The sequence below is a fragment of the Microcoleus sp. SVA1B4 genome (assembly GCF_036700545.1).
Lineage (GTDB): Bacteria > Cyanobacteriota > Cyanobacteriia > Cyanobacteriales > Microcoleaceae > Microcoleus.
In genome coordinates this window covers 1-26281 of sequence record NZ_JAUBPB010000016.1, presented here as the reverse complement: position 1 = coordinate 26281, position 26281 = coordinate 1, and the positions used below count along the sequence as shown (strand labels likewise).

The window sequence follows — 26281 nt, the reverse complement described above, 5'->3', positions numbered from 1 at the left end:
ATACGGGCATCGGTGGGTTTTTAACTTTCGCGAATAACGCAGTCCGATCGCATTTATCCTGATGCTCGCTTCCGGTCAGCTATCAACCATTGGTTGCAGGGTGAAACCCGCTACTTCCAGTCACAGATTGCTGACAGTTAATTGGTAATTGATAACTGGTAATGGTTGATTGGTAATTGGTAATGGAGCGAGTACGCCGCAGGTGGAATTGACAATTCAAGCCTGCTTTGTTCTGCCTACTTTTTTCCCCATTACCTGTTACCGATTCACCAATCCCAATTTATCGGCGCTTCAGTTGATTCCGAATTGCCTGCGTTACCGTTTGAATTACTTTAACACGAGCATAATACTTGTTATTGGCCGCAATTAGCGTCCAGGGAGCAGCCGGCGTGCTGGTGCGCTGAATCATTTGATTCACCGCTACTTCATAATAATTCCATTTTTCCCGATTCCGCCAATCTTCTTCGGTGAGTTTGTATTGTTTAAATGGATTGTTTTGCCGCTCTGTAAACCGCTTTAGTTGCTCGTCAGGACTGATGTGCAGCCAGAATTTAACTAAGACACAACCGAAACTGGTGAGTTGCTCCTCAAATTCGTTGATTTCCTGATAAGCTCGGCGCCATTCGAGTTCGGTGGCAAATCCTTCGACTCGCTCGACCAGCACTCTACCATACCAACTACGATCGCAAATGCTGATCTTACCAGCCGTTGGCAGCCGCTGCCAGAACCGCCAGAGGTATTGATGCGCTTTTTCTTCGTCTGTCGGCACCCCAAAGGCATTAACGGTGTAACTGCGGGGGTCTAATATGTCGGTCAAGCGTTTGATTGCTCCTCCTTTACCGGCGGCGTCCCAACCTTCAAACAGCACTAACACGGGGATTTCCTCTTCGTAGATGCTTTGTTGCAGTTTCCCAAAACGGGTTTGTTCCTCGCGAAGTTGCTGTTTGTATTCGTCGGGCGACAGCGATTGAGTTAAATCTACTTGGGCCAGCAAGTCGGGTTCGGTGGGTTGTAAGTGTTCTTGATGCGGCAATTGTATCGGTGCTGATTGCATCGTTCGTCTGTCTAAGGCTTCTGTAATTGTCGCTGCCATTTGCGTTAAAACTTTGACTCTCGCCCAGCGTTGACAATCGCCTTCTACTAGCGTCCAAGGTGCGGGGCCAGTGCCGGTTTGGGATACCATTTCTTCGGCAAAAGTTGTGTATTCTTCGTATTTTTTGGCTTGTTTCCAATCTTCTGGCCGCACTCGCCAAGCTTGTAATGCGTCATCTTCTAGTTTTTTGAGCCGATGCTTGAGTTCTTTTTTGCTCAGGTGAATCCAAAATTTGGCAATTGCGGCGCCGTCATCAACCATCTGCCGCTCGAAGGCGTTGATTTGCCTGATGGCTGTCGGTACTTCTGCGTCGGAGACTCGATCGAACAATCGGTCTTCTAAAATGTGAGTGTACCAACTGTGGTAGAAAAAGCCAATTTTGCCACGGGCGGGGAGTTTCTGCCAAAACCGCCATAGGAAAGGATAGCCCCTTTCTGCATCTGACGGCGGCCAAATCGGGTGGACGGCAAACCCGCGCGGGTCCATGTACCCCACCATTTTTTTGACCAGCGCGCCTTTACCGGCGGCGGCCCAACCTTCGAGGACGATGATTGCGGGCAATTTTTTTTCTCTGCAGGCCAGTTGGAGCGATCGCAACTGTTGCATTAAAATTTCTATCTTGGCATCATAGGTTTCTTTATCCAGGGAGATATCTAAATCGAGGTTGTCGAGCATATTTACCTCATATTAATCTGTAAAAAACAGTTTAACGTTAGTTTAACGTTAGGATAAAATTAAATCCTCAACTCAGGGAAAAACGTTATAAAAATTACAGTTACGGCTGGTTGAAAGCCGGAGCGCTCCTGCAATCAAATGCCAGCCTCGTTAATACTAGCAAGATTCCCTCGATTTCCAACTTGCCAAAAAAAACAGCTCAGGTTATAGTTGAAATAGGGAACTTTTAAATAAGTTCAACTTCTCCCCTCCCCCGATCGGGCGAGTTAACAGGAGGAGCCCAAAATCCCTGAAAAAGGATTTATTGTAAAACAGAGCAAAAGTAAAAATCAACTACCCAGTGGGGGTGACAACTTCTTTACTTAGCTGTAGAAACTTTATTCAAACAATAGTAGTTACTTAAGCACCAAGCTTGGTAACGAAAGAGAGCGCGACTCATCGACATCCGGCCATAAACTCACATACAAAACTAGCCCAAAAAGGCAAACCAATTTTTATGATTGCGCTATAAGATAAAACCTGAAAGCCTGGGTGATATAAACAGGTTTCTGAGTTTTATCGACACCATTCTCAAATACTAAAAACAGTTGAGGTGCGGGCTCGCGAACCCGCCCCACAAGAACCTTTATTTCTTGTGGAACAGGCCGGAGTGCCTGTTACTGACATTTATCCAAAATGTCTGAATTACTGTACTTGTTTGCCCATACCAACTAAGAGGAACAGTCCGAAATTACGGATTGCAAGTTTTTTATGAATATCTTGACAACACGCTCCTACAAGGGCGAAACTGACTGGTGCGCGATCGCAAATTTAATCGACGCTTGCGAAGCAGTGGATAGACTCGGCGAAGAAGTCTCCGCAACTGAACTCAAGCTAATACTTGATGCACCCAAACTCGACCAAGCCCGCGACGTGCAGTTGTGGGAAGATGGTAATTACAAACTAATCGGTTTGTCACTCCTAGATATGCCCGATTCCCCGGCTGAAATAGACGCTTCTTTGTGGTTTTATGTGCATCCAAATGTCCGTGGCGAAGGATTAGAAAAAGACATAATTAAGTGGGGCGAAAAGCGGCTGCGCGAAGTGGCGAAAGAACGCAATTTGCCCGCAAAATTGCGAACCTACAGCCGGGAGGACAAAACCGATGAGATGCGGCTGTTAGAGAAACAGGGCTTTGAGGTCGATCGCTATTTTTGGACAATGGCCCGATCCCTCGCCGAACCCATTCCCACACCCGAATTTCCCGCAGATTTTGCACTGACACACGTATCAGGAGAACAAGACATCCAACCTTGGGTAGAGATGTTCAACCAATCATTTATCGATCACTGGAATCACCACGATTTAACTGCGGAAACCGTGCGTTATTGGATGCAAGATCCGAATTATCAGCCGGAATTAGACTTGATTGCTGTTTCGGGCGATTCCCTGGGGGATAGCTTCGCTTCACGCAAATTTGCAGCTTTCTGCGACTGTCAAATCAAACCCCAAAAAAACCCCCGCAGCGGCACAAAAGACGGTTGGATTGAATTGTTGGGTACGCGGCGCGAGTTTCGGAAAATGGGTTTAGGAAAAGCGATGCTGTTAGCTGGTTTGCATAAGTTGAAAGCAGCGGGTGCAAACACAGCTAAACTCAGCGTCGATGCTGACAGTTTGACGGGGGCGACAAAGCTTTACAAATCAGTCGGTTTCCGCCCGATGGAAACTTGGATCGAGTGGGCTAAGACAGTGTAAATTCGTTAGGGTGGTCAGAAACCGGGTTTTTGCGAAAATACTGCGTTACAGTCGGCAGATGCGGTAAAAAACCCGGTTTCTTTGGTTTTTGAAGCGTACTGGGCGGATATACGCGGATGGACGCAGATTAGGATACAGTTTGTTTAGTTACTTCTACATAAATATGTTCTAACCGCACCGGATACCGAGCGATTGAATCAATAGAAATCCCGTCGAACAGCAAAATAATTTCTTTTAATTCTAAACGTTCCGGCAGCCAAAAAGCCAAATCGCTACCGTAGCGGCGGGGAATGAAACTGTATTGTTTAGCGCGGGCGATGACTTCAGCTTCTTCGTCGGTTTTTACCACGATAATTTCTTGAGCCGGAATCAGTTTTTGCAACTCTTCCAAACTGCCCTCAGCTACAATACTGCCATTCTTTAAAATTCCAATTCTCTGACACAGCCGCTCAGCTTCATCCAACAAGTGAGTTGTCAGCAAAATTGTAATTCCTTCCGACTGCAAGCGCTGAATTAATTCCCAAATTTCATAGCGAGCCTCAATATCTAAACCCGTTGTCGGTTCATCTAAAATTACTAATTTAGGCTGGTGTACCAAAGCCACCGCAATATTCAAGCGGCGCTGCATTCCTCCGCTCAAAGTTTCCACAGGGCTTGTAGCTCTATCTGTCAAATTAACTGCTTTCAAACAGTGTCTTACTTGATAGCGCCGCTGTTTGCGCTCTAAGCCGTAAATTTGAGCAAAAAAATTGAGGTTTTCTTCGCAGCTAAGGCTTTTGTAAAGCAAATTTTCTTGGGGCGCTACACCGATTAAGGATTTTGTAGCTTCGGAAACAGGCTCGCCATTGATGGAAACTTTGCCGCTGTCGGCATTTAGCAAATTGCATAAAATATTGATAGTTGTAGTTTTGCCCGCCCCGTTTGGCCCGAGCAAACCGTAAATTTCTCCAGCTTGAATGTGCAGTGTTAAATCTTTAAGCACTGAGCGCTCGCCGTAAGACTTATTTAGCTTTTCTATTTGCAGCACTGCTTTAATTCTCCGTATTATTTACGATTTTTTCGGAATTATTTAACCGCAGAGAGCGCAGAGGGCGCAGAGGAAGAGAAGAGAGAGATGAATAATTACGACATAATAATGAGATACTTTTAAAGTCTTCTTTCTACTCTCAGCATCCTGCGGTAAGAAAGCCATCCACCTGCAATCATGGCAATAGAAAATATGAATAAATACCAAAAGTGTTCTGCAATATCAGCCAAATCTTTGCCGTCAGCCCACACGCCCATCAGCGCTTCGTTCATGTGATAGATTGGATTGTACTGGGCGAGATCCAGCAGACTTTTGGGAAACAGCGAAGTAGGCAAAAATGCGCCTCCTAAAATCAACAAAGGGACGCCGAAAGCCGCTACTAGCGAGTTGACATCTTCAGTGCGCCTCGCAAACTGGGTGCCGAGAATAAAGCCTACACCTACATAAGATACAATACTGAGTAAAATAATCGCACATCCTAGCAGAATAGAGCCTTGGAATTGTGCTCCGAAACAAGAGGCGATCGTGTATACTAAAATTACCTGACCGATGCCGATGCAACTGTGAGCCAGGAAAATTCCTAAAAAGTAGGAAGTGCCACTAAGCGGGGAAATAAACAAGCGTTTGAGGGTATGCTGTTCTCGCTCTGCTACTACTGTTGCTACGCTACCGCCGAGACAGCTAAAAAATAAAGCCGCTCCTACTAAGCTTGCAGGTGCAGCAGTTTCAAAGGCTTTTGCTGTGGTGAGATTAGCCCGTTCTTTTAAAATCAAACCGTTAATTAGCAAGATAGAAACTGGAAAAATACTCCACAAGACTAAGCTGCGTCGCCGCCTTCCCAATTCAATTAAAATTCGCTGTGCTACTGCGAGCGTTTCGTACCAGTATTTCATTTTAAATTTGTTAGCATTGTCATGGTTTGTAATCAAAAATTAAAGTTAATAGTTTATGATACAGTCATTACATAAGCTTGTCAAATAACTGTTCAAAATGTACACCATTGAATTGATATCAGGCAAGGTCGGAGATGGCAATGCCCAAGGCGTGTCAACTTAAACTTTTCGTCCGCCAGTCCTCCCGCTCACCCGGCAGTCCGCCAGGGAATGAATTCCCTGTCTAATAGCTAAAGTCCTCTCAAAGAGGACTGAAGAACTCATTAGTCCTATGCAAGAGGACTTTAGTTTTGAGGCAGGGGTTTCAACAAGAGCCGGACTATTGGTTGTACGTTAAGTTGACGCCAATGGGCAATGCCGTTTCCCTAGCCCCAAAATAATCGTCCTGGTGACGATGTAAGCATCGCCCGATTAATTGTAGGGAAACGGCACTGCCGTGTCCTGATTTCGGCTAAGGGGTAAAATCAACCGCATTAGATGATGAAATTACCCTTGCGAGTGGTCTGTTGATACAACCCATCGACAACATGGCTATTGAGGAGACGGCAGTGCCGTTTCCCTACCCCAAAATAATCAATAATTATTACTTAATCGTAAAGTTCTTACCTCTGTAGCATCCTTGAAAAGAAGTTAAACTGGTGCTGTTTATCTGTTCCAATTTAGTAACGAGGGAAGAAGTATTGGAAGTGTCAGCGGTAGCACCCCAGTTGTACATAAAGTCGCCGAGATTGTTTCCGGTTTCTTCGTAGCTGTGCTCTTCTACCGGAATTCCCGAAACTCCTGAAACAGTTTGGTTGTGGTATCCGTTAACGATGATTTTTTCGATAACTGCGCCCGGTTCTGCGGTAATGTTCCACTGCACCGGTTCATAAGCTGAAAGTGCGAGAATTATGGGCTTGTTTCGGCGTTCTACTTTGATTTCGATCGCACTTTGTGATAAATCTCGGTTCTTGTGATCCGCATTGGCTTCGTAAACGCCTATTAAATGAAGTTCTTTGTTTCCGCTTGATGAACCAATATAAGCTGAAAAATCGTCGGAACCGCCAAGCCCGCAGTTGGCGCCAGAACTAATTGGGGAAACAAAAGCTGTTTTTTCGGCTAGTTTCTGCTGCACTGCCGGTACTACCCACAATCCGGTTCCGATGCCTAAAGCACCTATCAAAGCGGCCGCGATACCGAAAGGAAGGGCATTTGTGAGGTTGCGAACAACTGGTTTGGCTGTTAGTTGAGATAGCGTTTGCTGCCAAGTTTCACCAGTTTGATCGGCATTCCCGCCATCAAGACAGGCCAATAAACCTAAACTTTCCGGCTGTTCGAGCAGACTTTGAACCGTTTTCCCTTCGCCGACGTAGAGATTTCTAGTTTCGGTGTCTAAAAGCAGCCAGTAGCGATCGCCCTCGGCGAGGTGGTACTCTTGTACGGCAGGATCGACTAAATCGTGCTGCAAAAACACCAGCCAAGCCATATTATTGCCAGTCCCGACTGTTTTGCCGTCGCTGGAAATAAGTTGGTCGATGTCGGGTTCCCAGCGCCAAGCTACCCAGCGACTATCTCCTCGATAGCCGAGGGATTTTTCTAGTTGCGGATGAGCGGTTATTTCTAAGCGTTGAACTAAGTTTGACACTAGATTTCCTCCTCAAGTGTGATCGGGTCTAGAGCAATTTTGTTCCAATTTATTAAAACAAATATTTTGCTCATGAAGAGCCTCCGAATAATCGGGTTAATTTTGTCTTGCTAATGTTATCAGCCGGTACTTTCCAAACCACACGGGCTTAACAAAAATATGCCTGTTGAATGGTTTAGCTTGAGAACTTGGAGCTGGCGAGCACCCGCCTGGTAATAATTTTAACCTGTGCTGATAACTAATCCTGTTACGGATTAAAGCTAGCTATCTATCACTGCTTCTACCTGGTTGTCCAGTTTTAAAAGAGTGCTTAGCCGATAGCGTCTACAAGTTCTTAGCTTAACTTTTATTTGGCTACTGTGCTACCAAATATGCCGATCGCACCTAACATCAATATTATGCAGGCAAATAAATATTCCGGCTTTCTCGCGGCTGAAATATCCCTGAAAAAGAGAACGTTTCCGAGAAACCCGGTTTCTGTGATGAAAGTTCTGACCGAAAGCATTCAGGATACCCGCCACGTGATTCATCCGTCCAGAAATAAAAAACCTGTATCCGATGAAACTTGCCGAACGTATTTATCTCGCGCAAGTCAATCAAAAATCTAAAATCTAAAATCTAAAATCGATTGACACTTCGCCTATTACTGGCGGGGGCCATCAATCGCATCTCTAGTCGGTGCAACACCTCCAGGGCCAAACGAACTCGGCGGCACTCTCGGAAGATTGAGATTGCGATTGGGAACTAAATCGCTGTTGCTGTCGCCAGCAGTTCCACCCGTGGGAGACGCACTGTTATTGGGATTGGTATTCGGCGCTGTTCCCGGATTGAGATTATTCGGATTGGTATTCGGCGCTGTTCCCGGATTTAGATTATTCGGATTGGTATTCGGCGCTGTTCCCGGATTGAGATTATTGGGATTGGTGGTTGGCGAAGTTCCCGGAGTCAGATTATTGGGAGTACCTGCGGGCGAAGTCCCCGGAGTGGCATTGGGAGTGCCTGCGGGCGAAGTTCCCGGATTGACATTGTTGGGATTGTTGGGATTTGCCGTGCCAGTAGGAGTAGTTATCGGGGTGCCGACAGCATCTCTGGTGATGGCGTTGGGGTTCGGGGGAGGAGGCGGAGTGCTTGCATTGGGGTTATTTGCAGGAGCATTGCCCGCAACCGGATTAGTGTTTTGGGGAGCAGCGTTGCTGCCGCACAAACTGACTAAATCAAAAGTTGTGCCGCCTGGAGTTTCGATGAAGCAAACCGGCACATTTACTTGGGGGTTTGAGGCTCTGGGAAAATCGGCTGTTCCCGGCATGGGACGGCTAAAGGCAGCTTCAGCCATCAGTGGGGTCAAGGCCGCCGATAGAGCGGCGATTGTTCGCAATAATCTCATCAGCGTTTCCTCAAATGTTAAAGTTTATTTTCTCCAGTATTGCCCATACAATGCCAAGTGTCGTCACTCTAAAAGCCGATCGATCTTTTTGATAACTGCTTCTACAGGCCCACCCCTGGCTAAAACATCTCGCGAACGCAGAAAGTACAGGTAGAAAAAGGCTAAGTGCAAAAGTAGAGCATCCGTTGCCCTTCTTCCTTGATATTTTTAGTACCGAATTCGCGGGTCAACGTAAGCATTCAAAATATCAATTACAATGCTGGCAATTACGACAATTGCCGCAAAAAACACCACAATACCTTGAACAGTTGGATAATCCCGCAAGCTAATCGCTTCGTAAAGGCGATTTGCCAACCCCGGCCAAGAAAAAGTAACCTCTGTTAAAATAGCACCGCCCAACAGTGCAGCAAAAGTCAATCCTAAGACAGTAATCACCGGAATTAGCGCATTTTTCAGAGCGTGAGCCCATAAAATCTGCAATTCGGGAATTCCTCTAGCTCTAGCTGCTTCGACATAATCTGCTTGCAAAGTTTGCTTGAGATTCACTCTGACAATCCGCTCGAAAATGCCGCTCAAAAGAATCCCCAACGTCAAACTCGGAAGTGCCAAATAATGCAAAGATGTGAGAAACTGACCAGGGTTAGCGCTCAGGAGGCTGTCAATAGTGTATAGTCCTGTGTAGCCTTCGGGGGCGGGGAATGTGACGGGAAAGCGAGTTCCCAAAGGAAACCATCCCAACTGCACTGCGAAAATTAATTGCAAAACCATACCGGCCCAAAAAGCCGGCAGTGAGTAAGTGATAATGCCAAACAAACGGCCGACAGCATCGAAAATAGTGTTGGGGCGGGATGCTGCCAGGGAACCGATACTGATGCCAACAATTAAAGCTATGGCCATGCTACAAACTGCTAATTCCACTGTAGCGGGGAAATAATCTCCGATAATTTGCCACACGGTTTGTCCGCGAGTGGTGATGGATGTTCCCAAGTTCAGACTGAATAAGTCTTTCATGTAGTTGAGATATTGCTGCCACAGGGGTGCGTCGAGACCGAGTTGAGCTCGCATTGCTTCTTTGGCGGCTGCGGGAGCTCGTGAGCCGAGAATGGCATCTATGGGGTCGCCCGGAGTAGCCCGCAAGAGCAAAAATACTGCTGTGGTGATTGTCCACAACATTAGCGGTGCCAGAAGCAAGCGGAGAAAAATATAAGATTGTAGGGCTTTGGAACGAGACATAATATTTGGGAATTGCCAATTGGAAATTGGAAAGAGACAGTTGAGTGGATGTTACTTACATCTTGCACTATTCTCAAGAACAGGCAAGATGCCTGTTCCACAACAGATAAATTTTATTGTGGGCCGTTGCTCTGAGCAACGGCCTGAAAGGATGATTGAGAATGGTGCAATATCTCAGTTTTAGCGAAAAAGTCGATCGACTTTTTCGCCATTCCCGATTTTCCTATTCGCCCAGCAGCGATTCAAATGCAGCTTGCAAAGACTTGATATCGCCTACTCTGGCTACTAACAAGTTTTCGCTGCCGGCATCCTGCAGCCTGTGTCTCCAATACTGGATGCTATCAGAGTTGTTCATCCAGAAACTAATCACGGTGTCTACAACTCGATCGACATCCCAGCCTTGCTGAGGAGAAACTGTCTCTACGGATGCCACAAACGCATCGAGAGTGCACTTTCGGTTTGCCAAGTATTCTACACCGGACGGCTGCTGTTGTTGCAGCAATTCCTGCTGCTGGTTAAAAAATGTTAAAGTTGGAGATACGCCCAGGATTTCAAATGTATAGTTCATGTCATCCTCCAGAAGTATTATTTTGCCCAAATGTCGATCGTCCAAAAAAGCTAAAAACGCTTTACTTTGCTGGCGTTGATGAAATGCAGATGCTTCAATTATCCTCTTTGTAGTCGATCTGGATTTTGGCGGCTTATCTTATTAATAGCAAATTTTTTAACACCAGATTGTCACAGAATTTACATTTGTCCTGGGACTGTAGAAAAAATGAAAATAAAATTTTTATTAACCGGGCGTAAGGAAGAGAATTCCCACCCGCAAAAAGTGAGCTTATTTTAGATTAAAAAGTTTAGATTAAAAAATTGAATAATTGGCAATGACTGATGACAACCAGGATGGGGAACACGGGCCTAAAGTTGCATTTTTTACGGCGTGTGACTTTTTTATCGGGAGTCTGCAGAGCGATCGCCACATTCACACAAGTAGTGGCATGATTAGTATTACAAGTTTTTACAGTAGCGGTGGAAATCTCAGCCAAGTTTTGAGCGACCGGCCACCCCACTTCACTATTGCTGTACAACTTTGTAAATTATATCTAGGGTATGTTTTAAACGACAAATGATACGCAAACCCGGTAGGTGTCAGAATATTGATGTTATTTAAAAATTTAAGCAGTTGTCTGATGAAAAGCTCCCCCAAGATGTCACTAAGCCTAGTCTTGTTGATACCGCTGGTGGTACAAATCTCCGTAGCAGTCGGCGTGACTGGATGGCTGTCGTTTCGCAACGGCCAGAAAGCCGTTAATGACCTTGCTACGAGGTTAAGCTTGGAAGTTGCAGCCAGAACCAAAGAAAATTTCCGCAGTTTTGGGGATGTATCTCATTTATTTCTACAAATGAATACTGCTGCGATCGCCTCTGGCAACTTAGACCCGGAAGACTTGCCCAACTTAGAGCGCTATTTGTGGAACCAGACCAAGCTGAGCGATCGAAATACAACCATTTACTATGGCGACGAACAGGGCAGATTCGTCTTGCTCAAGCGAGAAGCAGAACACTTAGTATACATCAGAGACGAATCAACCGCTCCAAACCGCGAAATTTATCGCCTAGATAGCCAAGGAAATCGCACTGAGCTAATCCAAATCGTCCCCTATGACCCCCGTACTAGACCGTGGTACAAAGCTGCCAAACAGTCAGGAAAAGCCACTTGGTCTCCCATCTACCCCTTCGCAGCCTCGCCAGTTCTGGGGATTACGCCGGTGATGCCTATTTACAATGAAACAGGAAACCTGCAGGGGGTATTGGCTATTGACTTGACTCTTTCTCAAATCAGCGATTTTCTCAAAAGCATCAAAATTAGCCCGTCAGGACAAGTTTTTGCGATCGAACGCAGCGGGAAAATAGTCGCCAGTTCCACAGACGAATTGCCTTTTGTCACCGGCCAAGACGGACAAGAACGGCTGTTGGCGACTAGGAGCAAAAATTTGCTAATTCGATCGGCTTCCACATACTTACAACAACGATTTGGTAGTTTTGAACAAATTGACAGCAAAGGACAGTTTACCTTCGATATAGACGGCAAACGTCAATTCATTACCGTTGCTCCCCTGCAAGACGGCCGCGGCCTCGATTGGCTGATTGTAGTCGCAATCCCGGAAGCAGACTTTATGGAGCAAATTAACGCCAACACTCGCACAACTATCTTATTGTGCTTTTTTGCCTTGGTACTGGCGATCGTTCTCGGAATATTTACCTCTCGCTGGGTTGTCACACCGATTACCCGATTGTTGCAAGCTTCCAAAGCTTTAACAAAAATGTCTGAGTCATCCGACTTCACTTCCGCAGAATTAAACGGCGAAGTCGAAGTTCAAGGATTCAAAGAAATCGATCTCCTAGCTCAGTCTTTCAATCAAATGGCTAGACAATTGCGATCGTCTTTTGTTGCTCTAGAACAAACCAACTCTAGTTTAGAACAGCGAGTAGCAGAGCGGACGGCAGAACTCGAAGCCGCCGAAGCAGAATTGCGGGCTTTGTTTGCAGCCATGAGCGAATTAATTATAGTTCTCGACGCCAGCGGTCGCTATTTAAAAATCGCCCCCACAAATCTTTCTCTGCTCTACAAACCAATCGAAGAATTAGTAGGCAAAAGACTCACAGAGGTGTTTCCGCAAGCTACAGCCAACAATTTTCTCAACCACATCCGAACAGCTTTAGATACTCAACAAACTGTCAGTATCGAGTACAATTTAACCATTGACGACCGCGAAGTTTGTTTTGCCGCCAGCATTTCACCGCTTTCCGAAGAATCCGTCATTGTGGTAGCTCGCGACATTACCGAACAGAAGCGAGCCGAATCGGCGCGACGCCACAGGCAAAAACAATTGCTCAAACAAAATACGGTTTTGGTAGAATTGGCAAGAAATAAAGCGCTGTATCGAGGCGATTTGCAAGTAGCTTTTAGGCAAATTACCGAAGCAGCTACTCATACCCTAGATGCAGAACGAGCCGGAGCTTGGTTGTACGATGAAAGCCGCTCGAAACTGCACTGTCTCGACCAATTTAGCCGCAGCAACCCGCACCATTCCCAAGGTGCCGAACTCGCAGCAGCAGACTATCCAGCTTATTTTAAAGCTTTGGAAGAACACCGGACGATCGCCGCTGATGACGCTCTCTCAGATGTGAGAACCAGAGAATTTGTGGAATCTTACTTTTCACAAGTGGGTACTACATCAACCTTAGATGCGCCGGTGCGGCTGGGAGGACAAACAGTCGGAGTTATCTGTATCGAACAAGTGGGAACTCCTCGTAACTGGACATTAGAAGAACAAAATTTTGCTGCTTCCCTGGCAGATTTGGTATCATTGGCGATCGAAGCCAGCGAGCGCGATCGTACACAAAGTGCTTTGCGTCAAGCAGAACAAAAATATCGTAGCATCTTTGAAAATGCAGTCGAAGGCATTTTTCAAAGAACCCCCGAAGGCCACTTCTTGAGCGTAAATCCAGCTTTAGCCCGCATCTATGGCTACGCCACTCCCGAAGAATTGACATCAAATCTCACCAACATCAAACAGCAAGCTTACGTCAATCCTCAGCAGGGCGACAAGTTTATGCGGGTGATGGAAGAATTCGGAGAAGTTTCGGGGTTTGAGTCACAAGTTTACCGCGTTGATGGCAAGGTAATTTGGATTTCCGAAAGCGCGCGTGCAGTGTGCGACGCCAATGGCGAGGTACTCTACTATGAAGGCAGCGTCGAGGATATTAGCGATCGAAAAGTCTTTGAATCCGCCTTGCAACTCGCCCTAGAAGCAGCCGAAGCCGCTTCCACCGCAAAAAGCGCATTTTTGGCAAACATGAGCCACGAACTGCGAACACCTCTGAATGCCATCATCGGCTACAGCGAAATGCTCCAAGAAGAAACCGCAGAATTGGGTTACGATGAACTCACCCCAGATTTAGACAAAATTCGCACTTCCGGCCGACACTTGCTATCGCTAATTAACGACATTCTCGACATTTCTAAAATCGAAGCCGGCCGCATGGATCTTTACTTAGAAACCTTCGACATTGCCGCCTTGATTGAAGAAGTCGCATCCACCGCCGCACCGCTAATTGAGAAAAACGGCAACACTCTAAACTTGCACCAAATTACGAATATCGGCACTATGCACGGTGACATTACCAAAGTGCAGCAGATTTTATTAAATTTGCTGAGCAATGCCGCCAAATTCACTCAAAACGGTACAATTACCCTCACAGCCAGCCGAGAAAAAATCGCGGGCGACAGCAGCGAAGCAAAACAAGAAAACACTTCGGAACCTGCCACAAGTTCTCAATCTTCAATTGCTAGTAAAGAATTTTTAGTTATTAATTGTACAGATACAGGAATTGGGATGACTCCAGAGCAGTTGCAGCACATTTTCCAACCCTTTACCCAAGCAGACGCTTCCACCACGCGCAAGTACGGCGGCACCGGTTTGGGACTAGCAATCAGCCAACGTTTTTGTCTAATGATGGGCGGCAATATTTCCGTAAAAAGTCAGGAGGGTGTTGGTTCTACTTTTACGATCTGGTTGCCAGTTAATCTGCAAAATTAGGGTGGATGGCACACGCAGCATTCAATTTCAGAAAAAAAGAATGCTGGCGCACCTTACAAAAGAAGTTTCCCTAAAAAAAGGGGAATACAAACCAACTAGGGAAACGAAAAGTAAAAATAACCTTGTGTTTAGGTTTTATTAGACCTCTTGCAAAAATAACTAGGACGGGCAAGATGCCCATCCCACAAGAGTTATTTTTTCTTGTGGGATGGGCATCTTGCCCGTCCAATAAATTTATGAAAAGGACTTTTGCAAGAGGTCTATTTTTTACTTTTATCTTACTCATTACGGCTGTGTACTTGGGTTAGATTCTCCATTCACCACCCCCGTAGTATCTATCTGATCGGCGATCTCTTGTTTTCCAGTTTCAATAAACCATTTATACTGCTCAAGCGTTTCGGGACGAGCACTCTCCAAACACATTTTTCTCCAGCGGGGTTTCTCTTTTATATCTTTTTTTTCTTCCAGAACATCTTCTAGCAAGCAATAAGCCATCCCTCCACCGAGCTGTTTTCCTTCAATTGCTTGGTCAATAGCAACTGCTTGTCGAAGTTCTTTTTCAGCCGCTTGATACTGTTTTTGTTTGAGCAGTATCCAGCCCAAGTTTAGATGCAGTTCATAATTGAGTTGAGCATCTTCTTTCCTCACCCGTTGTACTCCCATCCGCAGTAAAGTTTCAGCGGTAACTCTATCGTCTTTACTAATATAAACGCGACCTAAATTATTAAAGGCGCGAGCCTCCCCTAGGTTTAACACTTTTTCATATTCCTTCCTCGCTAAATCTATAGATCCTAAAGATTCGTAGATTTGTCCCAAGGCAATTGGAATCTCCCAATTATTGGGGTTTATTTTGGCCGCTTGCTCGTATTTCCCTTTGGCTTTTTCCAGTAAACCTCTTTCGTAGAGTTTTTTTCCTTCTCGATAGTTCCAGTCCCCAATCCGAGGCAAAGAGTTATAGACTCCCACAGAAGCCAACAATAACATTGCGGTAATACCCAAGGTTGCTTGACTGTGAAACTGCGGAGCAATATTGAGTTTTTTGAGGATATTTTTAATCTGTTCTTGTCCTGTGTCCTGCAAGGTGTGGATTACCGTCAGAAGCAACCCTCCTTGTCCGAGCAGACCAAAGCTCTCAGCGAAGCTGATTCCTCCCGTGGCAAAGAGTTGAGCGAAGGTTGTCATATAAGCCGCTACCCCTGCCAATCCAGCGATTGTCAGCCCGTTGAACAACCAATCTAAGCGATTTGAGGGGGAAACTTCCTCGTGGGAAGTCGGTTCGAGGAACCACCACCAAGCTTCTGGGGAGGGGTGAAATGTAGCTCGCCATTCTGCTAATTTTGCTCCTCGGGCGATCGCATTGGCTTGTTGTTTCAGGAAGTTGTCTAATTCGAGTAGTTTAGCCAAACTTTCCACAGAAAGCTGGGTTTTCTCGCTGAGTGCTTCTTTGATGGCATCGCGAGTAACTAAAATATGGAGAATGGCTATTTCTGAGGGTTCAGACTTGGCCAATTTTAGGTGAGCGAGAGCATCCGTATATTGAGCTAAGGCAAATTCTAATTTCACGATCGGACTTGAATAATTAGTAGATTCCTGAAAAAAGTTTACCGCAAATTGCAGGTATATACTTTAAGAAAATTGTACCCCACAGTTGCAGCACATTTTCCAACCCTTTACCCAAGCAGACGCTTCTACCACGCGCAAGTACGGCGGCACCGCTTTGGGACTAGCAATCAGCCAGCGTTTTTGCCGAATGATGGGTGGCAATATTTCCGTAAAAAGTCAGGAGGGTGTGGGTTCTACTTTTACCATCCGCTTACCTGTTAATCCTTAACTAATCTGGGTATTTTTGAGCTATACTTCTATTACCAAATCTCGTAGGGGCGGGTTCACCAACAATCTTTGGTTCACATCCAAAATATTCATAAACCCGCCCCCACCAAACCAATTAACCCTGATTGCGGAACAATTTTTTGAGTATCTGCGATGGGTGAAGGCGGGTTTTTTAGTTCTGGGAATTGATGATATAAATTTGGGTGAACCCGCCCCGACAAATCTTTGAATTCCCACTTACCAATTACCCAGTCCCCATTACCTTTGAATGCTTCTCGGATCGAGAGCATCCCGCAACCCATCCCCCAATAAATTAAACGCCAAAACAGTCAAAATAATCAGTATCGCCGGAGGCCAAACCAACCAAGGCTGCAACACTAAAATTGAAGCATTAGTAGACAGGGATAGTAAATTTCCCCAAGAAGGATCGGGCTGTTGAATTCCCAAGCCAATTAAACTCAAAACCGACTCCGCCACAATAAAACCCGGAACCGCCAAAGTAGCAGAAATAATTACATAAGTAGCAGTTTGTGGCAAAACGTGGCGGACAATAATATAAATTGGATTGGCGCCCATTGCCCGCGCCGCTTGCACAAATTCTCGTTGTTTAATTGACAGTACCTGGCCGCGAATCACCCGCGCTAAACCCGCCCAATTGATAAATGAAGTAATCAGCACAATCAATATAAATCGCTGAGCACTTGTCAATCCCGGCGGCAACACTGCTGCTAGCGCTACTAATAAATAAAGACCGGGAATCGTCATCAATACTTCGGCGAAACGCATTAAAATACTATCAATCCAACTGCCGAAATAACCAGATATGCCTCCGATTAACAATCCCAATGGAAAAGAAATTGCTATTCCTACTAAACCGATGCTGAGGCTGATTCTGCTGCCGTGTACTAAGCGGCTGAATTGATCGCGCGCTTGTTCATCCGTGCCTAAAATGTTAATTTGACCTTCTCCTGTAGTGCCAAAAAGATGCCTATCTAATGGCAAAACTCCTAAAAAATTATAGGGAGAACCTTTGACAAACAAACCGACAGCCGATGGTTTTTGCCAGTCTACAATTACCTCGCGAGCGCCGGTATTCGCATCCACTGGGCCCTGAGTAGTCGGATAAACGTGGGGCCCGATAAATCGCCCGTCTTGGGTGGTTAAATAAATCTGAGTCGGCGGCAATAATGAACCGTCTAATTGAGAGTCGTAGGGGTCGTAAGGTGCCACAAATTCGGCAAAGAGTGCGACTGTATAAAAAATTAACAGTAGCACGGCTCCTAACCGAGCTAGAGGATTTTTTCTAAGATTTTGCCACCATTTCATAAGTTTTTAGGTTTGAGATTTTAAGTTGGTTAGTAATCAAGACTAAAGTGCTTAAATTTATTTGTAGAGACTTTAGTTTTTTATTGATGAACTCAGCAGCCAAAAATTAATTACTGAATTATAAAGTTTTTCATAACAGAATTACTTACTACAACAATTAGACTACTTTTGTTCATCTGCGACCAAGATTATTCGAGTTTCATCTTCGGGTATTTTCCCCAATTCCTCGCCGCTAAAAGGATTGTAGAAAAACGAGCCTGTTTGGGGTGGCAATTTGGGATTGAGTACAATTTCTACTATACTTTTTACAACCCCAGTGAGCGGAATTGCCAGGATAACTCCCAACAATCCTCCCACTCTACCTCCTAACAGCAAAGCTGTGAAAATAATTACCGGGCTCAATCCGGTGAGATTGCCCATGATTCGGGGAGCTACTAAATTATCCTTGATTTGCTGGAGACCGATCGCCACTACCAACACTTGTAGCGCCAGCCACCAATCAATAAACGCTACAATTATACTAACAGTGCCAATTCCCAAAGTTGCTCCAATAAACGGAATTATTTCCGTCAATCCTATAAACACGGCAAACAACAGAAAAAACGGAACTTGCAGCCACCAAAAAGCCAGAGTCAACGAGATGGCCATCAATAGTCCCAGCAATAACTGTCCCGATACAAATCGCTGGAGGTTTCGCTGCAAAGTCTCTGTTAAAACATAGCGAATGTCTGGGGAAAAAATACTGGTCAAACCCTGCCAAACTCTTTGCCCGTCTAGGAGCATATAAAAGGAAATCACCACAATAAAAATCAAGTCCAAAAACCAGTTAACAGTACCGACAACTAAGCCTAAACTCGTACCTGCGAGCGCCTGCACTTGTTCCTGCACTTTCGCTGATAACTGCTGCTCCAATATTTGCACGTTAAACGGCAAATTGCGCTCGGCACTCCATGCTTGAAATTCAGCTAGCTGCAGTCGCCCCGACTCCAGCAAATCCGGGAACCTCACCCCCAACTGTCTCGCTTGGCTGAACACGGGCGGCACAATAGTTAAACCGATTACTATTACTACCACACCTGCTGTTAAATAAACCAGCCCCGCCGCTACTCCCCGAGGCAAAAATACTTGCAGTCTTTTTACTGCATAATTTAATAAAAATGCAATGAGTCCCGCTGTTACTAAAATGCTGACCAGTTCCCCAACATAACTGACAGCAGTCAGGGTAAACCATCCCGTCACTAGCATTAGTAGCCAAGTAATTAGAAACTGTTGGACGGGAGAAAAGACGCTATTCATTGTGATTTTTGTCAATTAAACTGGTACAATTTCCTGACCCGATTTGTCGGGTTCTACGAGAAACACATTAGAGTATAGATTAGCAATAATCAGTTCAAGATTAGACTAAATGCTCTCAGTATTGATAAGCTGGTGACGGCAAAACCGCTTCGGGACAGACAAGGCCAGCCCGATCGACCCCACGATCGGGAATCACGCTAATATTCAGTATGCCCCAGAGACCGATCAAATTAAATGTCGATCGCACAAACTTTGAGCAAATTTAATTAAAATCGCCATTGTAGGGTGAAAGTGCGCCACACTCACCCAAAAGGAGGAAGCGTTAATCCAGAGGCCCTCCGCTAAAATAAAGTAAATATTATCGTAATCTTTCTTTACAATATCAAAAGCACAGGCTCATACTGGCGAGAGGAACTACCGTGACTAATCAAGTTTTTTCAGAAGCCGAAGAAAAGCAACCCCTTTCCCCCGTGGAGAGCGGGCGCGAAAGGAACTCAGCAGTGGATGTAGCTGAAAGTGAAGTCTCAGACAAATCTCGCTGGCAATTCTCCGGTGAGGATGATGAACGAGAAGTTGCGCTGGAAGTTCCAGAAATCGAGGCGGAACAAGTTTGGGAACCAGAAGTAACTGAAGTTGGGCCCAGCAAAGAAATCAGGTGGCCTGCCTTGTTGGCGGGCGCAGGGATTGGCGTGGCTGCAACGTTGCTAGCAGTAAAATTGACTGGGGGCAATCAGAGTTCGCCGCCTGCAGCTCCAATTCCCTCGGCAACTCAGCAGGCGATTGCTCCGACGGTGACAGTCGCGCCTGTGGAATCTGCCCAGGTGGGTGAAACTCTGCAAGCGACGGGCACCGTGGCAGCCTATGACTTGCTACCGGTGCTACCACAAGCCAACGGTTTGCAAATTAAGCAGGTGTTGGTGAATGAAGGGGATGTGGTAGAAAAAGGTCAGACGATGGCGGTTTTGGACGATTCGGTGCTACGATCGCAAATTGCCGAAGCGCTTGCGGAAGTACAATCGGCCAATTCTACGGTAGAGCAAGCCCAAGCTCAGGTACAGCAAGCCGAGTCAGCCCAACAAGAAGCCCAAGCAGGCGTGGCTCAAGCCCAAGCTGGCGTTGAAAAAGCCATCGCTGACGCAGCGCAAGCCAAAACAGGCGTCGGGCAAGCAAGGGCTGGTGTGGAACAAGCTAAAGCCGGTGTCACTCAAGCTAAAGCTGGCATTGCCTCCGCTCAGGCTAAATTAGATCAAGCTCAAAGAGAAGTAAATCGCACCCAAGATTTGGCGGCTCAGGGAGTAATTAGTCAGCAAGATTTGGAAAGGCGAAAGACAGAGCGGCAGACTGCTGTTCAAGACTTGAACAAAGCTAAAGCTGACTTGAATACAGCTTTGCAAGAACAGAATAAAGCAGCGGAAGAAGTGCAATCTTCTCTTGCTAGAGTAGCTACTGCGGAAGCTAATATCAGTACGGCTAGAGCGGCTCTCGCCAGCGCTCGTGCTAAAGTGAATACGGCCGGAGCGAGTGTCAGTAGTGCCAGAGCAAATGTGGGAAATAACGCAGCAAGTGTCCGCAGCAATGATGCACAAGTCAAACAGTTACAAACTCAACTAGAACAAACAATTGTTCGAGCGCCGGATAGTGGCACTGTGGCTGAAAGAATTGGTCGAGTTGGCGATGTTTCTTCGGGAAGTCAAAAACTATTTTCGATTATTCGCGACAACAAGCTGGAACTGCAATTGAAAGTACCGGAAAGTCAGGTTTCGCAAGTGCGGCCGGGAACAGCAGTGCAAATTACTTCGGATTCTGACAAGCGGATTAAGTTGTCAGGAACTGTACGAGAGATTTCGCCGGTAGTTGACCCGCAAAATCGGCAAGCTACGGTGAAGATTGATTTGCCGACAAGTGAGTTTTTGCGATCGGGAATGTTTTTGCGCGCATCCATTTCTACGACAACGGCTCAAGGTTTGAAAGTCCCTGCTAAAGCTATTGTACCGCAATCTGATGGCAGTTCTATGGTTTACAAACTTGTGGGCGAAAACAAGGTGCAGGCTCAACCGGTGGAACTTGGGGAAATTTCCGGGGGTGCTGTGGGCGATTTGACTGCTGCTAAGGTGGTGGTTAAAAAAGGTTTGAAGGCGGGCGATCGGGTGGTTGTTACTGGGACTGGTTTTCTGAAGGATGGCGCTGAGGTTAAGGTTGGTAAATAGTTATGGGTTAGGGTTATTTAGAGTTAGGGTTATTTAGAGATTATTGCCTTTTTTGACCGCAGATGAAGGCAGATAAACGCTGATGAACCCCGATAACCACTGCCAATATTTCGATTACGCACGTCTACGGGGATTGCATAATATAAAGCACAGTCAACAGTCAACAATCACGGACGGTGTAACCGGAATTCATATCAATTATGTCTTTGGTAAATATTAGCGTCTAACTGTCATGGCATATCTGCTCGTAGCGGCAACCTCACGGTAAACGTTGCCCCTTGTCCCTCACCCGAACTTGTTGCACTAACAGTACCGCCGTGGAGTTCTACTAAATGACGGACGATCGACAATCCTAGCCCTAATCCTGAGTCTCTGCGAGAGAAGCTACTATCCGCCTGACGGAAGCGATCGAACACATAGGGGAGAAAATCAGGGTCAATGCCTTTACCAGTATCGGTAACTTGGATTTGAGCCATGCCATCAATGTAGTCTAATGCGATGTCAATTCTGCCTTCGGCTGGGGTGAATTTAATCGCGTTTGAAAGTAGATTCCACACCACTTGTTGTAAGCGAGTTGGATCGCCCAAAATCTTTGGTTGTAAAGGACTTAGCCTGGATTCAAGTTGAATATTTTTGGCTTCTGCTGCGAAACCAATTACCGCGATCGCATTTTCAACCAGTGGATTGAGCTCAATTTCAGAAGCATTGAGCCGAAATTGGCCTGTGGTAATCCGCGAAACGTCTAATATGTCATCGATGAGTTGGTTTTGTGCTTTGGCGGCGCGCTCGATCGTTTTTAGCGCCTCGTTGGTTTTAGCCTCGTCAAATTTTTTCAGGCGCAGCAACTGTGCCCAGCCAATCATCGCATTGAGCGGCGTCCGCAGTTCGTGAGAGAGGACGGACAAAAACTCATCTTTGACGCGGTTGGTCTCCTCAGCAGCCGCACGAGCCGATTGTTCTTGCATCCGAAGGCTGCGTTCTGTCTCCAACAGTCTTTGCTCCGTGATATCCTCGATCGCCAACAGAATCATCTGTGTATCGCCAATCGGAGGCATTTTGCGGGCATTGAGCTGCATTATTTTATGCCCAATATGCTCAAAGTCATGCTCGACCTCAACATCTTGAAACTGGGGAGTGCCTCCCAGAATTTCTTTGAGGAGCGATCGCAACTTGGGAATATTCCACTGTCCATTACCCAGATCGAACAATGAGCGCTGCTCAGTTTGGCTCGGCATCACCTGAAACGTCTCGTAGAAAGAACGATTGGCGGTGATCGCCCGCAGGTCGAGATCTAACACTAGCAATGGTTCCCGCACGGTTTCCACGATCGTTTCGGCGTAATTTTTCGCTTCCATCAAATGCTGGGCGCTCACTTTTAGCTCGTTGATATCCACCAACATCAGCACAGCGCCATCAATCTTGTTGTCGATCGTCCGATAGGGTCGAATGTGGAGATCGTACCAACGACCGTCTCGATCTTGAACCTCCTGAATTTTCAAATTGAGCGTGCGGATCACCCCTAAAATCCATTGCTCTAACTCCGGTACTATCAACTTGTGAGTGATGTCGCTCAAAGACCGCCCGATATCGGCAGAAATCAAGTTGAAGATGCCTTCAATTGCGGGAGTAAACCGGCGGATTCGCAGGTCGTTTCCCAGCATCAGGATCGGAATATTGATGCTGGTCAGCAGATTCTCTAAATCGTTGCTTACCTGAGTCGATTCCACATTGCGCCGCTGCAATTCGTCATTAATCGTGTTGAGTTCTTCATTGGTTGCCTGAATTTCTTCTTTCGCCGTTTCGAGTTCCTCATTCATGCTTTGCAACTCTTCGTTGCTGGACAAAATCTCTTCGTTGGCGGCTCTCAAATCTTGATTAGCTGCTTGATGTTCTTGGACGATCGCTCCGAGATGTTCTTTTGTGGTTTTCAGTTCCTCTAGCAGCCTTGCAATCTCCTGACTTTCACGCTGTGAAGCATCGGAATTGACTCTACCATCGTCAGCAGCAGCCGGGATTGCACATATCGGGGGCTCCTCTTTAAACAACACTAAAAAATAGTCTTTTGCCACAGCGCCGGCTTGGAATGGAATCACATTAATTCCGACCTGCCGGATGATCTCGCCTTCTTTAACTTGCAAGCCTGCCCGTGCGATCGGCTGCTTCTGCTGTGAGGCTTCTTGAATTGCAGTTCGCAGTTCCACGCGCAATCCTTCTTTTGCCATTCTCAGCAGGCTAAAGCTCGCCCTACCGGGAGCCGGTTCTAGGTAGGGATTTGTCTGTCCACGAAATTGCAGAATCTCGCTGGCTGTGTTAATCACGACCCCGACGGGGGCATAGTGATTCAAAACAATGCGATCGGCTTCTTTCTCCATTTCGATTTCGTCCAATCTTTCCGTGTGCACCGGTGCAGGGTTGACGGCTGTCAGAGGATAGTTGCTAGCATTTAAATCCATCCTGAGCCAATGCGATACCAGTTTTTTAGTATAAATTTTATTCTTTTTATCCAATAGCGCAAACAATTCTGAAAACTCACCAACCGTTTCCGAAGTACCTAACAGCAAAAAGCCTGCGGGCCGAAGCCCATAGTGGAACATTGGCAGCAGTTTTTTCTGCAACAGCGGCCCCAGATAGATCAGCACGTTCCGACAGGTAATCAAATCCATCCGGGAAAAGGGCGGATCGGCGATCAGGTTTTGTCTAGCAAAGACGCAGAGTTCGCGCACGGGCTTAGCGATTTGGTATCCGCCCTCGACTTGGACAAAGAAGCGATTTAGGCGTTCAGGTGAAATATCCGCGACTTGGGCCTGGGTATAAAATCCACTGCGGGCGATCGCGATCGCACTTTCGCTGATATCTGTGGCATAAATCTGAATCGGCAGGTTAGTAGAGCGAGCTGCTAAAAACTCTAGCAAGCAAATGGCGATCGAGTAAGCTTCTTCACCCGTGGAACAGCCGGCAATCCAAATTCGGATCGGTTTTTTCGGCGATTTATCTTGGACAATTGCGGGAAAAACATTGCTGCTTAAGGCATCAAAGGTTTCGGGATCGCGGAAAAAGCTGGTGACATGAATTAAGACATCGTGATACAGCGCGGTTACTTCTGTTGGGGTGTTTTGGAGATATTCGGCATAATTTTCAATGCGTTCGAGCTTGTAGAGTAACATCCGCCGATGTATCCGCCGCTTCAAGGTGGTTTGCTTGTAGTTAGTAAAGTCAACTCCTGTAGCCGCCCGCAGCAAACTGTAGATCGTGGCGATCGCATCTTTATTTGCGATCGCATCTTCGCTGCTGGTGGATTCTGTCGCAGGCCCCTCTGCAATGTAGGGATGACGGCCGATCTGTGATATTTTCTGAGCAATTTTTTCCGGTGTCAAGATAAAGTCTACCTGACCCGTAGCCACCGCAGTATTCGGCATACTGCTGACTTGTGCCGATTCTTCACATTGGGCAAAAGTAATACCGCCTGCAGCCTTAATCGCTTTTAATCCTTGAGCACCATCGCCGTCGCCCCCGGACAAAACGACGCCGATGGCTTTGTTCCCCCGTTCTTCGGCGAGGGACAACAGAAAAGTATCGACGGACATAAATACCCCGCGTCCTCTGCCGCGAGGCGTTAGCTTCAGCACCCCTCGATCGATGGTCATGCTGCAATTCGGGGGGATGACGTAGACCTGATTCGGTGTTATTAGCATCCCATCTGTCACCTCATGGACGGGCATCTGGGTCGATCGAGCCAGAATCACACTCAACACACTTCCCTGATTCGGCAACATATGCTGAATTATTACAAACGCCATGCCGGTATCGATCGGCAAATGGCTCAGTAATTGCATAAAGGCTTCCAATCCACCTGCGGAGGCTCCTATTGCGACTACAGGAAATAAGTCGTTTTGATTGTTTTGCTGCTTTTCTTCAGCTTTCATACCAGCTTTAGGTTTAGATTTCTTGGCCTTCTTTTTATAAGTCATTTTTTATACCATATATCTGGCTGTTGGAAGATAGATTATGAGAAATTTTTATTTTTATTTTTATTATATCTCTAACAGATACCCATAAAATGAAGAGTCTGGAATCTACCTGGAGATATATTGATGAGGCGCACTCTACGCGAGGGATTTTCAAATTATTATTATTATTATTATTATTATTATTGAGAGCCATACTACCTTGATCAAAGGCGACAAGCGTGAGAGTTTAAGTCCGTCATAAATTCTACTAATTGTCCTGTTCAAAGTAGAGAAAGAGTAAATTTACTACATTCTGCGATCGTAGCAATTCTATGAAGGTTTTCCCTAGAGTCCGGTTCCCCTAAATCCGCCAACTCATCAAGAAACTGGAAACCCGACTCTTGTCCGCCCTTCTCAAGCAGTGCGGCTAGGGAGAAGCTGCGGGAAAAGAAAACTGTACAATTAAGTAGATAAACTTAAGAAAACAGAACACCCTACAGAACAGCAATTAATTTCGTTTTTAGGCAGGTTGTGGCATCGCAAATTCGCTAGTGCCCCGTCGATGTAAACTATCTTGGGATGATTTTCTAAGTGTCTCATCACGACTTCTTGAGGCATTTTTACCTTTTTAGTCATTTCCAGGGTATCGTCGCTCGGCCGTTGCCAATATTGCTCAAATTCAGCAATTACTTTCTGAACTTCTTCTGGGGTTGAAGTTTGAGGCTGTTAATTGGCAGACACAATCTAATAACTGATTTTTTTTTAACCTTCCCAAAATCCGGCAATCCTAGCTAAACTTGTCAAGAAAAGTAACAAAAATATATTTTAATTGGCTTCGGGAAATTATGGAAATCCCAGCAGCGCTGCAAAGTTCGGATTCTCAAGACAGGCTGCCGGGGGTAAGGGCTGTGAGAAAGGGCTATTCTGCGGTGTCGCTACCGATGTTGCTGAGGAAAGTGGACGATCGCGAGTTTGTGGTGTGGCGGCAGACTGAAACTACGGACTCAATGGCTGCGCTGTTAAAAATGATACAGTTCGATCGCACGATCGGAATGTGCGATCCCAAGCCGCTAACTCTTTGTCAATGTTAGGAAGCGAGGCGATGACATTTTGCTCCGCCACAGTATCATAGCTCGGTTGTGCGATCGCTGCCACTGTTTCATCAATAAATACGTGGTTTTTGATGTGTATAGTATCTAGCCAACGCTTTCATTCATAGCGCAATTTTTGTACAATTTCTGTAGCGAGGCTGAGTCGCTACTAAAGTTTTTTTTACGCCTTAATTTTAAGAGGTTAAAAGTGCAGGACAAACTTGATATACTTAGGATCGCGAATTAAATAACTTACAATTTTAATTGTTATTGTGGGATGGGCGTCCCGCCCGTCATGAGTGGACGGGCGGGACGCC

General features: G+C 46.0%; 16 protein-coding genes and 1 pseudogene. 5 read left to right on the top strand and 12 right to left on the bottom strand.

Going from position 1 to position 26281, the window contains the following annotated elements:
- Window positions 1-280 precede the first annotated feature (280 nt).
- Window positions 281-1768, bottom strand: coding sequence for a polyphosphate:AMP phosphotransferase (gene pap, locus QT987_RS10270; RefSeq protein ID WP_333239509.1), 1488 nt, complete (start codon window positions 1766-1768; stop codon window positions 281-283).
- 750 nt (window positions 1769-2518) lie between these two features.
- Between pap and QT987_RS10265 the strand changes: the two genes are divergently transcribed.
- Window positions 2519-3502: a GNAT family N-acetyltransferase gene (locus tag QT987_RS10265; protein WP_333239507.1), complete on the top strand. Its 984-nt coding sequence runs from the start codon at window positions 2519-2521 to the stop codon at window positions 3500-3502.
- Window positions 3503-3629: 127 nt separating this feature from the next.
- Here the strand turns inward: QT987_RS10265 and QT987_RS10260 are convergent, their stop codons facing one another.
- The 6 genes from QT987_RS10260 to QT987_RS10235 all read right to left on the bottom strand — a co-directional run bounded on the left by QT987_RS10260 (window position 3630) and on the right by QT987_RS10235 (window position 10231).
- Complete coding sequence (locus tag QT987_RS10260) at window positions 3630-4529, bottom strand: ABC transporter ATP-binding protein (protein ID WP_333239505.1); 900 nt, start codon at window positions 4527-4529, stop codon at window positions 3630-3632.
- A 119-nt stretch (window positions 4530-4648) separates the two neighbouring features.
- Window positions 4649-5422: an ABC transporter permease gene (locus QT987_RS10255; RefSeq protein ID WP_333239503.1), complete on the bottom strand. Its 774-nt coding sequence runs from the start codon at window positions 5420-5422 to the stop codon at window positions 4649-4651.
- A gap of 583 nt (window positions 5423-6005) precedes the next feature.
- Window positions 6006-7046, bottom strand: coding sequence for a hypothetical protein (locus tag QT987_RS10250; RefSeq protein WP_333239501.1), 1041 nt, complete (start codon window positions 7044-7046; stop codon window positions 6006-6008).
- Between the two features lie 643 nt (window positions 7047-7689).
- Window positions 7690-8430, bottom strand: a complete 741-nt coding sequence (locus QT987_RS10245) for a hypothetical protein (protein WP_333239499.1) — start codon at window positions 8428-8430, stop codon at window positions 7690-7692.
- A 207-nt stretch (window positions 8431-8637) separates the two neighbouring features.
- On the bottom strand, window positions 8638-9663 hold the full coding sequence (locus tag QT987_RS10240) for an ABC transporter permease (protein ID WP_333239497.1): 1026 nt from the start codon (window positions 9661-9663) through the stop codon (window positions 8638-8640).
- Between the two features lie 223 nt (window positions 9664-9886).
- Complete coding sequence (locus QT987_RS10235; protein ID WP_333055663.1) at window positions 9887-10231, bottom strand: hypothetical protein; 345 nt, start codon at window positions 10229-10231, stop codon at window positions 9887-9889.
- A 622-nt stretch (window positions 10232-10853) separates the two neighbouring features.
- Between QT987_RS10235 and QT987_RS10230 the strand changes: the two genes are divergently transcribed.
- Window positions 10854-14267 carry a PAS domain S-box protein gene (locus tag QT987_RS10230; protein ID WP_333239495.1) on the top strand — a complete coding sequence of 1138 codons (3414 nt, stop codon included), beginning with the start codon at window positions 10854-10856 and terminating at the stop codon, window positions 14265-14267.
- A 285-nt stretch (window positions 14268-14552) separates the two neighbouring features.
- On the opposite strand, the gene QT987_RS10225 is transcribed toward QT987_RS10230, so the two are convergent.
- The gene (locus QT987_RS10225; protein ID WP_333239493.1) at window positions 14553-15830 is read right to left on the bottom strand and encodes a tetratricopeptide repeat protein; all 1278 of its coding nucleotides are present in this window, start codon (window positions 15828-15830) and stop codon (window positions 14553-14555) included.
- Window positions 15831-15912: 82 nt separating this feature from the next.
- On the opposite strand from QT987_RS10225, the pseudogene QT987_RS10220 reads away from it, so the two are divergent.
- Window positions 15913-16098: pseudogene (locus tag QT987_RS10220) on the top strand (ATP-binding protein); the annotation flags it as partial.
- A 257-nt stretch (window positions 16099-16355) separates the two neighbouring features.
- Here QT987_RS10220 and QT987_RS10215 read toward each other — a convergent pair.
- From QT987_RS10215 to QT987_RS10205, 3 genes are all read right to left on the bottom strand, one after another.
- Window positions 16356-17423, bottom strand: coding sequence for an ABC transporter permease (locus tag QT987_RS10215; protein WP_333239489.1), 1068 nt, complete (start codon window positions 17421-17423; stop codon window positions 16356-16358).
- A 162-nt stretch (window positions 17424-17585) separates the two neighbouring features.
- The gene (locus tag QT987_RS10210; protein ID WP_333055658.1) at window positions 17586-18719 is read right to left on the bottom strand and encodes an AI-2E family transporter; all 1134 of its coding nucleotides are present in this window, start codon (window positions 18717-18719) and stop codon (window positions 17586-17588) included.
- A 115-nt stretch (window positions 18720-18834) separates the two neighbouring features.
- The gene (locus QT987_RS10205; protein ID WP_333239487.1) at window positions 18835-18966 is read right to left on the bottom strand and encodes a hypothetical protein; all 132 of its coding nucleotides are present in this window, start codon (window positions 18964-18966) and stop codon (window positions 18835-18837) included.
- Between the two features lie 172 nt (window positions 18967-19138).
- Here QT987_RS10205 and QT987_RS10200 point away from each other — a divergent pair, with 172 nt between their 5' ends.
- Window positions 19139-20926, top strand: coding sequence for an efflux RND transporter periplasmic adaptor subunit (locus QT987_RS10200; RefSeq protein ID WP_333239485.1), 1788 nt, complete (start codon window positions 19139-19141; stop codon window positions 20924-20926).
- Window positions 20927-21156: 230 nt separating this feature from the next.
- Here QT987_RS10200 and QT987_RS10195 read toward each other — a convergent pair whose 3' ends face one another.
- Entirely contained in the window at window positions 21157-24849 is a 3693-nt protein-coding gene (locus QT987_RS10195; protein WP_333239482.1) for a chemotaxis protein CheB, read from the bottom strand.
- Window positions 24850-25718: 869 nt separating this feature from the next.
- Here QT987_RS10195 and QT987_RS10190 point away from each other — a divergent pair.
- Window positions 25719-25964 (top strand): hypothetical protein, encoded by a 246-nt coding sequence (locus QT987_RS10190; RefSeq protein WP_333239480.1) that lies wholly within the window; start codon window positions 25719-25721, stop codon window positions 25962-25964.
- The last annotated feature ends 317 nt before the right edge of the window (window positions 25965-26281 follow it).